This is a genomic window from Candidatus Accumulibacter sp. ACC003, assembly GCF_907163085.1.
Lineage (GTDB): Bacteria > Pseudomonadota > Gammaproteobacteria > Burkholderiales > Rhodocyclaceae > Accumulibacter.
In genome coordinates, this window is record NZ_CAJQTX010000009.1 from 394,808 (window position 1) to 408,157 (window position 13,350).

Sequence of the window (13,350 nt, forward strand, 5' to 3'; positions counted from 1 at the left end):
AATTTAATGTGAACATATTATCTTGGCCTGCTTCTTGCTATTCAGTGTTGAGCGCGCAAGGGGCGCGACTACTTCTCGGAGGTCTTGACATGATTACTCAAAGAAACAAACTGGCATGCCTTGTCGCGAGCACTATCGGCCTTGCTGCTACATTCGTGCCCTTCAGTGCGCACGCAGACATGACCAACGGCATTGTCGACGTCTGGACAGTCAACGTTGCCAGCGTTTTCAATACGACTACCATCTGCGATAGCACCAACGATTGCATACAGCCCAACGGCGTAACCGTCGTCAACAACCAGAGCCTGCGTTGGGGTACCGACACCGGATCAGGGCGAAGCGGCCTGGACATCACCAACTCGCCAAGCAATGAGCAGGTAATCACCAACGGCCCGTCAGTCGCGAACGTCGACATCACGCACCGGAATAGACCAATCACTGGCACGACACTGAAATCGCTCGATATCATTTCCACCCTGATACTAACCCCGTTCTCGCCAGGGGGTGCTAGTCTGCCCGCCGCACCGATCACCTTTGGCGTGAAGTTCCTGGAGACGCCGAATGACGCCAATCCGTGCGCAGACGGGGGCGCCAACGGAGTAGGAGTCAATTCTGCTGGTTGCGCCGACATCTATGTCACCGATCAGGGCTCGCTCAACTTCGCCTTTCAGTACGACCTGGACGGCGTTGGCGGCCCTCTGCAGAATCAGACCTATTTCATCAGCTTCTTTGAACAGGGTGCGGGGCTAAACCCGCTCCCGTCAGCAGCGTGCACTGCAGTCGGCGCTCCCACGCCCTGCCTCGGTTTCCGGACGCCTGAAGGGCAGGACACGACCGTCCATTTCGCCTCGCTGATTACCACGGAGCCGGTTTCGATCCCCGAGCCGGGGACCCTGGCTCTACTGGCCGCCGGGCTGTTCGGCGGATCGCTTGCCCGCCGGCGGCGTCGCAGCTGAAGTCATCAGGACTTCTGATCAGGGCGGCGGCTTTTTAGCCGCCTTTTTTCTTCGACGGCTGGATAGCAGAGATGCGCTGCGCACAATATGGCCAGCTGCCGGCCCGAGCGGAAGCGACCACAGGGCGCCGCGCATGGCGCTCTTGCAGATCGTCCGCGTCGTTCAAGCCCGTGCCAGTTGTTTCTGCCAAGGCGCCCGTTGGATCGGGGGTGTCACGTGGGAAAACTCGACTTCTCTGTACTGATTCGGGCTGAATGATTCGCCATGGCTGTCACTGAGTTTGTCTTTTTTGGGCTTTCGACCGTCGATCGCCGCCGCTTCCGGTGGACCGTGGCCTTCGCTCGGTGCCGTCAAGGCACGCTGGCAGGAGCCTTTGTTGGGGCCGGCGATGGCGACCAAGCAGCGGCACAAATCAGGTTGACTTGACGCCAGCCACCGATCTTTCTGAACAAGGTTCTGAAAAACATCGGCCCGGCGCAAGCGTCGGCGGTTCTCGACAGCATCAGTCGGCAGCAGTGACCTTATGACGCGGCTGTCGAAGTCGATCGTTGGAAGAGGCGCCCAAGCAGCCTTCTGAGCCAGGACGGCCGTTTTTCCCGGAGAGCGTTTCTGTACGCTTGCGCATGCTGCAAGATCACACTGACCGCTTCGGCGTCGAGCGTCACGCCGACCCTGTTGATCGCCTTGGCAACTGCTTCCATCTTTTCCGCGTCGGCGCGCAGCTTCAGCGCCCGATAGATCACGGCCAGATGCATGGCAGCTGGCAAAGCCGCCTGCAACGTGACTTCTTCACCACCAAGGGCGTTCAGAAAACACCGGATCGCCAACTGCATCTGCCCCCGAGCAACCGCCGCCTGCCCGCGCAGCGCCCAGGCGCCGCACTCGAAGGCGGGCGCCAGCCCTTTCGTCATGGCCTGAACCAGCAGTGCGTCGGCCGCACAAAACTCCTCGCCGAGGAGCATGCGCAAAGCCGCGTCGAAGTCAGCCTTTCCCGGCCCGGCGTTCTTTGCCATCGGGGCGAAGGTGGTGCGGCAGTGCAGTGTAGAAACCCGCCCCGGCTCGGCCAGCTTTTCCTGCTCGGCGTCAGAACCGGCAAGGCGAATGTCAACGTCGCTTGCCTTGACGCTGGCTGCGGCAAGAAAGGGTCCCGCGGGTACCGGGACTGATACCGGGCTGCTTGCCGGGACAGCCGTCCGACGCTGCCGCCAACTCCAGGCGACAAACACGCCTGAGCCAAGAAGCAGCAAGCCAGCCGCGGCTATCGCCCAGACCGCGCGAGAGGTGCTCCGTAGCCGTTCCCAGGGTTTCGATGAGGCTTGTTCGCCGGCATCGGCGGCCTTCGTGGCCGCCGCCACCTGCTCGATCACCGGCACAGTGAAGGACCCTCCGGCGAATTCGAGCAACAGCTCGTCGCCCACCCTGGCTACCGCGGGAAAAGCAAAGCACAGATCGCCATCCTCCCCCTCCCAGCGCAGCTTCCGAGGCGCATCAGGGCTGTCGCGCGACGCAGAAAGGCGGCTTCCCTTGGCGACGGTCATGGTCGACACATCTTGCCGGGACACCTCTCGAGCGACGTAACGACACATCGCGATGCTCGCGCCGAAGGTCACCAGTTCCTGCGGGCGCTCGCCTGCTGCGTTCCTGACCCGGATTTCGGCAAGCACAACCGGATCGAAGCGGGCGCCGGGCGGCACACGCAAACGGCCACGAACTTCGAGAAAGCCGGCGCCATCGGACGGAACATGACGGGCGAATTCACTGCCCTCGGCGATCCAGATTGCCGGAACGATCTGTGCCTTCAGCCCCGTCAGCGACCATGAGTCGATGGCCGAGCCGTCTGCGGCATGCGCCGACCCGACGGCGATCAACAAGGCAGCCAGGCCGGAAGTCAAGTTCCCCATTAGGCCTCGCGCGGACAAGAAAAACAAACAAGGAAGGCGGACGTTACACATCAGGACTTTTCGTCGGCGTGGCCGACAGCGCCTCGGCCGACTTCGGTTGGCGAGACAAGAGCGTATCGATCACCGACGATGCCGCTTCCTGGTTCCCTACGGAGGCGGTGATCGATGCCGTCAAGATGGCCGCAGCAAGGTTTTCGGGACCGGCTTCGACGGAGTGTCGAATCGCTGTCTTCGCCTCTTCCACGTTGCCCGTGATGAACTGCGCGTCGGCTTGGCTGGCGAGGACGTCGGCACTCGCCTCGGGCGAGCGACTGTGCTGCGGCGGAAAATCAGCCGGCCGCCTGTTGTACTGACCGAGATCGGGAAGAATCTGGCCGAGGAGCAGACGAGCGTCGGTGAACTGTGGATTGCTTTGCCGCAGACTGCGCAGCCGAATCACCACGGCCTTGGACTCGCCAGCGGCGTACTCCGCTTCAGCTGACGAGAAAGCTTTCTCGGGGCACTCGCTGCCACCTCCCGGCGCCACCACGAGAAAGACTTCCCCGGCAATTCTGGCGAGAGGCGAAACGGGACGACGTTCCACGGTGCATCCCCTCCCAGGCTGTTCGAATGATAAAGGACTACCTTCGGCATTGTATTCGCGAACTTGACACTTCCCAGGCATTTTCTCACAGACGTCTCGGCGCCGCCGGCAACCCATGGGCATGGGAGCCTTCGCGCGGTCGTTAGGCGCGCCTTCCGAGTGACGAGAAGGAGCCTGCGCGCTTGCTGACCACAGCGGCCGCTAGCGCGGCCGGGCGACGGTCTTCGTGTCGAAGTCAGCGCTCAGGAAACCTGGCAGGCAACCGGCCGCGCCGGATCGCTACACCATTCACTCCACGAGCCAGCGTAAAGCCGCGCCTGGTACAGCCCGGCGACCTCCATAGCGAGCAGGTTGTGGCAGGCGGTAACGCCCGAACCACAGGACATCACCACCTGCTGCGGCGCGCAGCCGGCGAGCAGCGCGAGAAACTCGCGCCGCAACTCGCTGGCCGGACGGAAGCAGCCATCGGCGTCAAGATTGTCGCCAAAGAAACGATTGCGCGCACCGGGAATATGCCCGCCGACCGGGTCGAGCGTTTCGTTCTCGCCGCGAAAGCGATCGGCGCTGCGGGCGTCGATCAGACACAACTGCGCTTCGTAAATATCGGCGAGCACTTCCTGGGTGCTGACCACCCAGTCACGCGGCGACGCTTCAAAGACCGTCGCCGCCGCCTCCGGAAGTTCGGTCAACAAGGGCCTGCCTTCTTTCACCCAGCGACCAATGCCGCCGTCCAGAACAGCGACGCGGTCGTGCCCCAGCCACCGCAGCAGCCACCACAGACGGGCGGCAATCATGCCACCCGAATCGTCATAGACGACCACCTGGCTTTCTCGCGAGACGCCTGCCGCTCCCAGCCTGGCGGCGAGAACGAGCGGATCGGGCAAGGGATGACGACCGTTGCTGCCGTTCATCGCTCCCGAAAGGTGGCGATCGAGGTGCAGAAAACTCGCTCCTGGCAGATGCCCGGCGACGTAGGCTCTGGCGCCAGCTTCAGGATCGGCGAGTTGATGCCGGCAATCAAGGACCGACCAGCCACGATCGCCGAGATGATCGGCAACGATCGCGCTGCTGACCAAGGTCTTGTAGCTCACGCCGATCCCTCGCCACTTGCTTCGGTCAGCCACGAGCGCGCGTCGAGTTCGTCGTCGAAGATGCGCACTTCAGCGTTCACGAAAATTTGCGACAACCATGCGCTCCAGGCCACCCACTGGCTTTCGGTAAGCACCGCGATACGACTGAAGTTGTCGGCGTGCGCGCGCGAGAAGACGATATCTTCCCAGGCCACGTCAAGGGTGAAATCGGCCATTTCACGCAGGTCGAAAAGCAGGTCGACCTGCCCCTCGAACTGGATGACGTAATTGACCGCATTCTCGAACTCCTGATAATCAGCCAGAGTGAACTCTGCATAGACCGTAACCTCGACGCGCTTCGGCTGGTTTTCGATGACTATCATGGCATTCTCCGTTTATCGTTACGCAAGTGTAGCACCACTGCCGCCAAGGAGGTTTCGCTGCCAACGGCGCGACAGACCGACGGCAAAGGCCGTCGTTGGCGTCGCGAATGGCGACCGCAGCCGAGGCTCGGCCGTGCGCACCGGCTGGCCCATTGGCGGCCGATTGCACGCCCAGAGACGCCCCGCAAATCGCTCTTGCCGGCGTTGCCGCTTGACCATTGCGGCGGCTACAGAAATGCCTACCATTTGACCAGCAGGCCACTAATACGCTATTTTCGGCGGTTTGATTCGAGCCCTTCTCATGCCACGAACTAAACTCGAGAGCACTGCCGACACAAGCGCCTCCGCCAACGCTCATCCGCCCGTTGGCCAGCTCAAGTTCGAAGCGGCGATCGCGCAACTCGAACAGATCGTCCAGGACATGGAAGGGGGTCGCCTGCCGCTTGAGGAATCGCTTGCTGCGTATCGCCGTGGCAGCGAACTGCTGCAGCATTGCCAGCAGCAACTCAGCGACGCCGAACGGCAGATCCAGATTCTGGAAAATGGCGCGCTGCGCGCTTTCGAAACCCATGGCGACGAAGCGCGATGAGCGCTGCCAAGGTCGTTTCCGTGACGCCGGCTGATCTCGCCTTCCCCGACTGGATGCATACCGTTCAGTCGCAAGTGGAAGCGGCGCTGGCCCGCTGCCTGCCTCCCGGCGAGGCGCTGCCGGGGCGCCTGCACCAGGCGATGCGCTACGCCGGCCTGAACGGCGGCAAGCGGGTGCGGCCACTGCTCGCTTTCGCGGCTGGGGAATTGACCGCGGCGACGCCGCAGCGACTCGAAATCGTCGCCTGCGCGATCGAACTGATCCACAGCTATTCGCTGGTCCATGACGACCTCCCGTCGATGGATAACGACGTGCTGCGGCGCGGCCGACCGACCTGCCACGTCGAGTTCGACGAAGCGACCGCTCTGCTGGTTGGTGACAGCCTGCAGTCGCTGGCCTTCGAACTGCTGGCCAGGGAAGATTTCGGCGACCCCAGGCGGCAACTGGAAATGCTGCGCCTGCTGGCACGAGCGAGCGGCTCGCTTGGTATGGCCGGCGGCCAGGCGATCGACCTCGAGGCGGTTGGCCGGAGCCTTGAGCAGCCCGAACTGGAGCTGATGCACGCGCTCAAGACGGGCGCCCTGATCCGTGCCGCGGCGCTGCTCGGAGCGCTCTGCGGGAGCGCCCTGAGCGCTAGCGAAAGCACCTCTCTCGACCGCTTTGCGAAACGCGCCGGCCTGCTCTTCCAGGTCGTTGACGACATTCTCGACTGCACGGCCAATACGGCGACGCTGGGCAAGACCGCGGGCAAGGATGCCGCCGCTGAAAAACCGACCTACGTCAGCCTGATGGGTCTCGAACGAGCCCGCGAATTTGCCGCTGATCTCAGGAGCCAGGCGCTGGCCGCACTCACCGTCTTCGGCGGACGCGGCCAGCGCCTGCTCGAACTGACCGATTTCATCACCGAGCGCAAGTTCTAGACACCGCTGCCGGTCAATACCGCGCGCATCTGCTGGACCCAAACAAGAAAATGACCCTTTACCCTCTGCTCGACACCATCAGCGATCCGGCACAAGTGCGCCAACTTGACCGCCGGGACTTGCCACAACTGGCCAACGAGTTGCGCGCCTTCCTCGTCGAATCGGTCTCGAGAACCGGCGGACACCTGTCGTCGAACCTCGGCACGGTCGAACTCACCGTCGCTCTGCACTACACCTTCGAAACGCCGCACGACCGCCTGGTATGGGACGTCGGCCATCAAACCTACGCCCACAAGGTGCTCACCGGCCGACGCGCCGGCATGGCCAAGCTGCGCATGCACGGCGGCGTCTCGGGATTCCCCAAGCGCGCCGAAAGCGAGTATGACACCTTCGGCGTCGGGCATTCGTCGACGTCGATCTCGGCGGCACTGGGCATGGCGCTGGCCGCCAAGATCAAGCACGAGACGCGCAAGGTGGTGGCGATCATCGGCGATGGTGCGATGTCTGCCGGGCAGGCCTTTGAAGCATTGAACAACGCCGGCGTCGCCGACGCCGACATGCTCGTCGTTCTTAACGACAACGACATGTCCATCTCGCCACCTGTAGGCGCACTCAATCGCTACCTGGCGCGCCTGTTCTCCGGCAACACCTTCAACGCCGCGCGCAAGGCCGGCGAAAAGATCCTCGACTTCTCGCCGTCGCTGCTCGAGTTCGCCAAACGCGCCGAAGAGCACGTCAAGGGCATGCTGACTCCCGGCACTCTGTTCGAGGAACTGGGCTTCAACTACATCGGCCCGATCGACGGGCACGATCTCGAATCGCTGGTGCCGACGCTGCTCAACCTGAAGAACCTCAAAGGGCCACAGTTCCTGCATGTAATAACCAAGAAAGGCCAGGGCTACAAGCTCGCCGAGGTCGATCCGATCCTCTACCACGGAGTCTCCAAATTCAAACCCGAGGTCGGCATCGCTGGCGTCAAGACCGGCGCCAAGCCGACCTATACGCAGGTTTTCGGTGACTGGTTGTGCGACATGGCAGCCGCTGATCCACGCCTGGTCGGCATCACGCCGGCGATGCGCGAGGGCTCTGGCCTGCTGCGCTTCAGCGAATGCTACCCGGAACGCTACTACGATGTCGGCATCGCCGAGCAACACGCCGTCACTTTCGCCGCCGGACTCGCCTGCGAGGGCATGCGGCCGGTGCTGGCGATCTACTCGACCTTCCTGCAGCGCGGCTACGATCAACTGGTGCACGACGTCGCGCTGCAGAATCTGCCGGTAGTTTTCGCACTCGATCGCGGCGGTCTTGTCGGCGCCGACGGCCCGACGCATCATGGCACTTTCGACATCTCCTTCCTGACCTGCATCCCGAACATGGTGGTGATGACTCCCACCGACGAGGACGAATGCCGCAAGATGCTGACCACCGCCTTCCACCTCGACGGGCCGAGCGCGGTGCGCTACCCGCGCGGCAGCGGCCCGGGCGTCGCCATCGAGCAGGCGCTGGTCGGTCTGCCGCTGGGCAAGGGCGAAATCCGCCGCCGCGGCAGCAAGGTCGCATTGCTGGCCTTTGGCAGCATGCTCGCGCCGGCGCTGGAAGCGGCCGACGAGCTCGACGCCACGGTAGCCAACATGCGCTTCGTCAAACCGATCGATCGCCAATTGATTGCCGCCCTGGCGGCGGAACATTCGCTGCTGGTCAGCGTCGAAGAGAATGCCTTGATCGGCGGCGCTGGCTCGGAGGTCGAGCGGGTGCTCGAAGATCTCGGCAGCCGCGTGCAGCTGCTGCGGATGGGAATCCCTGATCAGTTCGTCGAGCAGGGTGACCAGATGCGGCTGCTGGCAGAAATCGGCCTGGATCGCGACGGCATAGTCGGCGCCGTCCGTGCCCGGCAAGCCCGCGTCGCCGATGTCGGCGACGCGCAGAGCGAATCGGCTGGCGACCGGGAAGACCAGCAAGACTCACAGGAGCCGTAATGAACGCACCCGAAAACCCGCAAGCCCCAACGCTAATGGCCGATGTCCAGGGCTCGGCAGACACCCGGCAGATCGCCATCAACAAGGTGGGAATCAAGGCCATTCGGCATCCCGTCAAGGTGCTCGACAAGTCCGGCGGCGTACAGCACACAATCGCCCTGTTCAACATGTACGTCGGCCTGCCGCACAACTTCAAGGGCACGCACATGTCACGCTTCGTGGAGATTCTCAACAGTCACGAACGCGAGATTTCGGTCGAGAATTTCCCGGCCATGCTGCGCGACATGGTAGACCGGCTCGAGGCCGAAACCGGCCATGTCGAAATGAGCTTCCCCTATTTCATCAACAAGGCCGCCCCGGTATCCGGCGTCCAGAGCCTGATGGATTACGACGTGACGCTGATTGGCGAGATTGGCCATGGCCGGATCGAGTCGACGATCAAGGTTGCCGTGCCAGTAACCAGCCTGTGCCCATGTTCCAAGGAAATTTCCGAACGCGGCGCACACAATCAGCGCTCGCACGTGACGGTCACCGTCAAGATCAACGAGCACCTGTGGATCGAGGAGTTGGTTGAATTCGTCGAGTCGGAAGCATCGTGCGAGCTTTACGGACTGCTCAAGCGCCCCGACGAGAAATTCGTCACCGAACGCGCTTACGACAATCCAAAATTTGTCGAAGACATGGTGCGCGACGTCGCCGCACGCCTTAACGCCGAGCAACGGATCGATGCCTACGTGGTCGAGTCCGAAAACTTCGAGTCGATCCACAACCATTCGGCATACGCACTGATCGAGAGTGACAAGCGCCGCAGCGTGTAAGCTGCGCGGCCGCTAAAAAAGAAAGCGGCGGAGTCGAAACCGACTCCGCCGCGTTGCTGTTCACCGTTGCTGAGCGGCTTGTTCAGCGTTGCTTGCGCGTCAGCTTTTCCTTGATCCGCGCCGACTTGCCCGAGCGCTCGCGCAAGTAGTACAGCTTGGCACGCCGCACGTCACCACGCCGCTTGACCTCAATCGCCGCAACCAGTGGTGAGTAGGTCTGAAAGGTGCGCTCGACACCCTCGCCCGACGACACCTTGCGGACGATGAAACTTGAGTTGAGGCCCCGATTGCGCTTGGCAATGACGACACCCTCGTAAGCCTGCAAACGCTCGCGCGTGCCTTCCCGCACCTTGACCTGGACGACGACCGTGTCGCCCGGAGCAAATACGGGAATGACTTTGCCCAGACGGGCAATCTCTTCTTGTTCAAGTTGGTCGATCAGATTCATCTTATTAACTCCATGCATGCAAACTACGCATTATTGTCCTGACCGCATTGCTCCTGAAACTGCACCAGGAGTTGCGTTTCCAATTTTGACAAGGAACGCCCCGCCAACAACTCGGGACGCCGCTGCCATGTCCGACCCAGCGACTGTTGCAGCCGCCAGCGTCGTATTTCCTCGTGGTGTCCGGACAGCAGAACGTCCGGCACCCGCTGCCCGTCATACTCCTCGGGCCGCGTGTAATGCGGGCAATCCAGCAAACCCGCGACAAACGAATCCTGTTGTGCCGACTCGGCGTCGTTCAGCACCCCCGGTAACTGCCTGACGACGGCATCGACCAGCGCCATCGCCGGAATTTCGCCACCCGAGACGACAAAATCGCCGATAGAAATTTCCTCATCGACGCAGGCTTTGAGCAGCCGTTCGTCAATGCCCTCGTAGCGCCCACAGACCAGCACCAGCGCTTCCGCCGCCTGTGCCAGCTGCAGTACGCGCTGATGCGTCAGCGGCGAACCCTGCGGCGACAGGCAAATGACGCGACTGTTCACGCTCAGCGCCCGCTGCCTGGCCTTCGCCGCGGCGATCGCTGCGGCAAGCGGTCCGGGCAACATCACCATCCCCGGGCCGCCACCGTAGGGGCGGTCATCGACGCTACGGTGCTTGTCCGAGGTGAAATCACGCGGATTCCACACCTGCAAGCGCCAGAGCCCTGCGGCCAATGCCCTGCGGGTGACGCCGGAGGCCGTCACCGCGGCAAACATTTCCGGAAACAAGCTCACGACATCGACGACGAACGGCCGCGCAGCCGGCAAAAAGCCGCCTGACGAAATCACCAGTCGCTTTCCCATTCAACGCTAACGCGCCGTCGTTCGAGGTCCACCGCCAGCACCACCGCCGCAACAAAAGGCAACAGGCGCTCCGCACGCTCGCCGTCGCCAACTCGCAATACGGCATTCGCCGGCGTGTCGATCAGACCGACGATCCGGCCCAACGACTGCTCGCGCGTGTTGATCACTTCGAGGCCGATCAGATCGCCCCAGTAATACTCGTCAGCGGCCGTCGGTGGCAACTCTGCTTGCGGAACACCAACCAGCACGCCAGCCATTGCCTCTGCCGCCGTACGATCGGCAACGCTGGCCAGTTGGGCAATCGGCACGCCATTGCGCACGTCGCAACGGCACAGCCTGCTGTACTGCCAGAGCTCGGCAGCGTCACCGTCGCGACCGAGCCACCAGCCTGCCAGCCTGGCCCAGCTCTCGGGATCGTCGGCAAACGGATAAACGCGAACCGCGCCTTGCAGCCCATGCGCACCGGCGATCTTGCCGAGGACGATGATCTCGGTGCGCGGCGCAACGATGGTCGCCGCAACGCCGTCCGATTCAGGCAAGGGAACGCCAGACAAAGCTCAGGCAGCCACCTTGGCGGCCGACTGCTTGAGCAGGCGAGCGACGGTCAGAGACAGTTGCGCACCCTGCTGCTGCCAGTAACTGAGACGATCGGTGGCGATACGCAGGCCCTCTTCACCGCCTGAGGCCAGCGGATTGTAGAAACCGATGCGCTCAATGAAGCGACCATCGCGGCGCGAGCGTGAATCAGCGACCACCATGTTGTAGAAGGGGCGCTTCTTGGCGCCGCCACGGGCGAGACGAATAACAACCATGATAATTTCTTCCGAATTCAGAAAAAGGGGTCGATTATAGCAAGAAAGCGCCTTGCCAACACGATTCAAGCGGATCATTCACCGACTTTCCGGGCAGCGGCAGCGCAGCACTGCCTACCCGAACAGCGCTCGTCGGCCAGCGAGCAACTCGACCGACGGCAGCTGCCGAAGCGGCAACACATCCAGCGGCTTGGCCGACCTGCGTGCGGGGCCAACGCAGGGGCAGGCTGGCAAGCCGCGCGCACACCTGCCGGGCACGCTCGCAGCGTATAATCCGCGACAGGCCGGGCGACAGCCAACACCTGCACTGTGAACCATGCCGTCCGACTGCGCCGCAGTTGCCCGTGCCGCGCGACAAGGCGGCTATCGACAAGGCAAACCGCGTAACAACGTCCCCCCTTCTTTGGCAGGTGGCCCGATGAGCAATAGCGCTTACGACGAACACGGCGTGACCGAATCCCGATCGCCGCACTCCGGCATACGGACGATCACGCAGTGGCTGGAGTCGCCGATGGCGCCTCTTCCAGCCGACGAACTTCCCTCCTTGCGAGCGCACGTCAAGGCTCTTGGTGAGGTTGGCGGAACGGCGAAACAACGCGCTTACGCTCTCGATGGCTTGTACAAGCGCAGCTCCACCGTCCTTGAGCGGCTACTCCCCGAGCTGACCGACCTGGTGTTGCCGATCCCGCGCAAAACCCGACGACTCGTCCGCAGCGTACTCGACCTGCTGCAGATTCTCGCCGATGACACGCTGGCCTTACTCGACGGACAGGACGCGCTGCACAGTTCTGACCCCAGCCAGGCGCCCGACCTCGCCCTCTGGCGAAGTCTGCAGGCACTCGCACAACAGCTGATGATCAGCCACCTGATTGCCGCTCCGGCGCCTGCCGGCGCCTGGCAGCAGTTGCACCAGACTTACGCCACGGCGCAACGCCTGCAACTGGCGACATCCATCCCACGCGGCCAGGCGAGCAGCCTGCAACACGTCTACCAGGCGGCGCTACTGCTCGGCTGCGCGCAGCCAGCCTCATTGACCGCGCGTGAAGTTCTGTTCCTGGCCGCGTACTTCGAACGTTTTGCCGGCCAGGCCGAGGCCATCCCCACCGCAGCTGCCGTCGGCCCCGGAACATTCTGGATCGACCCGGCACGTGACCAGCCGGCCCTGGCAAGCTCGCGAAAGCTGGCTCAGTCGGCGTCGCCGTTCGAGTGCTTTTCGTGTGCTCGCCTGGCCTTGCTGCTCAAGACACAAATCGCCCAGCTCAATGCCGGCACGCCGCCGCCGCAGATCAGCCTGCCGGACTTCGCCGGTACGCCCGCCGGCGTCGGCGTCCTTCGCCGCCTGGCGGGACGTTGGAGCGAGCCGGCCAAGCGCCGCTTTCAGCGCCGCCGGCAGAACTATCGGACAGTGCTCAGCACGGGCGGGATCGATGAGCTCTGGCAACTTTGCAAGAACGGCAATGCGGCAAGTGTCGAATTGTCGAGCTGGATGATTACCAACGAAAGCCCGGACGGCTATTCGGTGATGCACGTGTCCGGCAAGGTCGGTGCCTTGTCGATTGGCGACGTTACCGCCGTCCGCTCGGGCGACGAACAGAACTGGCAAATCTGCATGGTCCGTTGGGCGGTATCGGAAAACCCCGAGCATCTCGAACTGGGCCTGCAAATCCTGGCGCCACGAGCGGTGCCGGCGCTCCTTGCGCAGCCGTCCGAGAACCAGCACGCAGAACATCTGCGCGTCCTTGTCCTGCCCGAAATTCCGATGCTTCGATCCAGTCAATTGCTGGTCGTGGCGTCGGGCGCCCTGACCACCAGGGACAAGAAACTCGTGCTGATCATCGAGGAGCAGAATCTGGCTGTGCGCGAGGTCAAGAGCATCTGCATTGACGAACAGACCGGCAGCGTCGAAATTTTGTCGATCGAGCCTGACCAGAAGGATTTCTAGGACGACCGGCGCCACCTCATCGACCAATGTTTCTCGACTCGGGCGGGGCAGCCGATGACGCCTACATGACCTGCCCGAAGGTGGTCACGATGACCATGCCAAAGACACGC

14 protein-coding genes are annotated in these 13,350 nt (G+C 62.8%); 6 read left to right on the plus strand and 8 right to left on the minus strand.

Going from position 1 to position 13,350, the window contains the following annotated elements; all coding sequences use genetic code 11:
• The first annotated feature begins 89 nt into the window (after positions 1-89).
• Entirely contained in the window at positions 90-956 is an 867-nt protein-coding gene (locus QZ656_RS20225) for a THxN family PEP-CTERM protein (protein WP_291995077.1), read from the plus strand.
• Between the two features lie 521 nt (positions 957-1,477).
• Here the strand turns inward: QZ656_RS20225 and QZ656_RS20230 are convergent.
• The 4 genes from QZ656_RS20230 to QZ656_RS20245 all read right to left on the minus strand — a co-directional run bounded on the left by QZ656_RS20230 (position 1,478) and on the right by QZ656_RS20245 (position 4,893).
• Complete coding sequence (locus tag QZ656_RS20230; protein ID WP_291995078.1) at positions 1,478-2,650, minus strand: hypothetical protein; 1,173 nt, start codon at positions 2,648-2,650, stop codon at positions 1,478-1,480.
• Between the two features lie 250 nt (positions 2,651-2,900).
• A complete protein-coding gene (locus tag QZ656_RS20235) occupies positions 2,901-3,440 on the minus strand; it encodes a hypothetical protein (RefSeq protein ID WP_291995079.1) in 540 nt (179 codons plus the stop codon).
• A gap of 242 nt (positions 3,441-3,682) precedes the next feature.
• Positions 3,683-4,537: a sulfurtransferase gene (locus QZ656_RS20240; protein WP_291995269.1), complete on the minus strand. Its 855-nt coding sequence runs from the start codon at positions 4,535-4,537 to the stop codon at positions 3,683-3,685.
• Positions 4,528-4,893, minus strand: coding sequence for an STAS/SEC14 domain-containing protein (locus QZ656_RS20245; RefSeq protein WP_291995080.1), 366 nt, complete (start codon positions 4,891-4,893; stop codon positions 4,528-4,530). Before QZ656_RS20245 ends, QZ656_RS20240 begins: the two co-directional genes overlap by 10 nt.
• A gap of 301 nt (positions 4,894-5,194) precedes the next feature.
• On the opposite strand from QZ656_RS20245, the gene QZ656_RS20250 reads away from it, so the two are divergent.
• The 4 genes from QZ656_RS20250 to folE2 are packed head-to-tail and all read left to right on the plus strand — an operon-like array spanning position 5,195 to position 9,196.
• The gene (locus QZ656_RS20250) at positions 5,195-5,482 is read left to right on the plus strand and encodes an exodeoxyribonuclease VII small subunit (protein ID WP_291995081.1); all 288 of its coding nucleotides are present in this window, start codon (positions 5,195-5,197) and stop codon (positions 5,480-5,482) included.
• On the plus strand, positions 5,479-6,402 hold the full coding sequence (locus tag QZ656_RS20255; RefSeq protein WP_291995082.1) for a polyprenyl synthetase family protein: 924 nt from the start codon (positions 5,479-5,481) through the stop codon (positions 6,400-6,402). The genes QZ656_RS20250 and QZ656_RS20255 overlap by 4 nt, the downstream gene beginning before the upstream one ends.
• A gap of 50 nt (positions 6,403-6,452) precedes the next feature.
• On the plus strand, positions 6,453-8,378 hold the full coding sequence (dxs, locus tag QZ656_RS20260; RefSeq protein ID WP_291995083.1) for a 1-deoxy-D-xylulose-5-phosphate synthase: 1,926 nt from the start codon (positions 6,453-6,455) through the stop codon (positions 8,376-8,378).
• Complete coding sequence (folE2, locus tag QZ656_RS20265) at positions 8,378-9,196, plus strand: GTP cyclohydrolase FolE2 (protein ID WP_291995084.1); 819 nt, start codon at positions 8,378-8,380, stop codon at positions 9,194-9,196. Before dxs ends, folE2 begins: the two co-directional genes overlap by 1 nt.
• An 82-nt stretch (positions 9,197-9,278) precedes the next feature.
• Here the strand turns inward: folE2 and rplS are convergent, their stop codons facing one another.
• The 4 genes from rplS to rpsP are packed head-to-tail and all read right to left on the minus strand — an operon-like array spanning position 9,279 to position 11,298.
• Positions 9,279-9,644 carry a 50S ribosomal protein L19 gene (gene rplS / locus QZ656_RS20270; protein ID WP_291995085.1) on the minus strand — a complete coding sequence of 122 codons (366 nt, stop codon included), beginning with the start codon at positions 9,642-9,644 and terminating at the stop codon, positions 9,279-9,281.
• A 23-nt stretch (positions 9,645-9,667) separates the two neighbouring features.
• Positions 9,668-10,486 (minus strand): tRNA (guanosine(37)-N1)-methyltransferase TrmD, encoded by an 819-nt coding sequence (trmD, locus tag QZ656_RS20275; protein ID WP_291995086.1) that lies wholly within the window; start codon positions 10,484-10,486, stop codon positions 9,668-9,670.
• Positions 10,468-11,025 carry a ribosome maturation factor RimM gene (gene rimM / locus QZ656_RS20280; protein WP_291995087.1) on the minus strand — a complete coding sequence of 186 codons (558 nt, stop codon included), beginning with the start codon at positions 11,023-11,025 and terminating at the stop codon, positions 10,468-10,470. The genes trmD and rimM overlap by 19 nt, the downstream gene beginning before the upstream one ends.
• Before the next feature lie 18 nt (positions 11,026-11,043).
• Entirely contained in the window at positions 11,044-11,298 is a 255-nt protein-coding gene (gene rpsP / locus QZ656_RS20285; protein ID WP_291995270.1) for a 30S ribosomal protein S16, read from the minus strand.
• A gap of 418 nt (positions 11,299-11,716) precedes the next feature.
• On the opposite strand from rpsP, the gene QZ656_RS20290 reads away from it, so the two are divergent.
• Positions 11,717-13,240, plus strand: a complete 1,524-nt coding sequence (locus QZ656_RS20290; RefSeq protein ID WP_291995088.1) for a hypothetical protein — start codon at positions 11,717-11,719, stop codon at positions 13,238-13,240.
• Positions 13,241-13,350: the final 110 nt, after the last annotated feature.

What these genes read in the sequence shown, in the direction of transcription:
- QZ656_RS20225 (WP_291995077.1), top strand. Translation starts at nt 90, where the DNA reads ATGATTACTCAAAGAAACAAACTGGCATGCCTTGTCGCGAGCACTATC.
- QZ656_RS20245 (WP_291995080.1), bottom strand. Translation starts at nt 4,893, where the DNA reads ATGATAGTCATCGAAAACCAGCCGAAGCGCGTCGAGGTTACGGTCTAT.
- QZ656_RS20250 (WP_291995081.1), top strand. Translation starts at nt 5,195, where the DNA reads ATGCCACGAACTAAACTCGAGAGCACTGCCGACACAAGCGCCTCCGCC.
- QZ656_RS20255 (WP_291995082.1), top strand. Translation starts at nt 5,479, where the DNA reads ATGAGCGCTGCCAAGGTCGTTTCCGTGACGCCGGCTGATCTCGCCTTC.
- dxs (WP_291995083.1), top strand. Translation starts at nt 6,453, where the DNA reads ATGACCCTTTACCCTCTGCTCGACACCATCAGCGATCCGGCACAAGTG.
- folE2 (WP_291995084.1), top strand. Translation starts at nt 8,378, where the DNA reads ATGAACGCACCCGAAAACCCGCAAGCCCCAACGCTAATGGCCGATGTC.
- rplS (WP_291995085.1), bottom strand. Translation starts at nt 9,644, where the DNA reads ATGAATCTGATCGACCAACTTGAACAAGAAGAGATTGCCCGTCTGGGC.
- trmD (WP_291995086.1), bottom strand. Translation starts at nt 10,486, where the DNA reads ATGGGAAAGCGACTGGTGATTTCGTCAGGCGGCTTTTTGCCGGCTGCG.
- rpsP (WP_291995270.1), bottom strand. Translation starts at nt 11,298, where the DNA reads ATGGTTGTTATTCGTCTCGCCCGTGGCGGCGCCAAGAAGCGCCCCTTC.
- QZ656_RS20290 (WP_291995088.1), top strand. Translation starts at nt 11,717, where the DNA reads ATGAGCAATAGCGCTTACGACGAACACGGCGTGACCGAATCCCGATCG.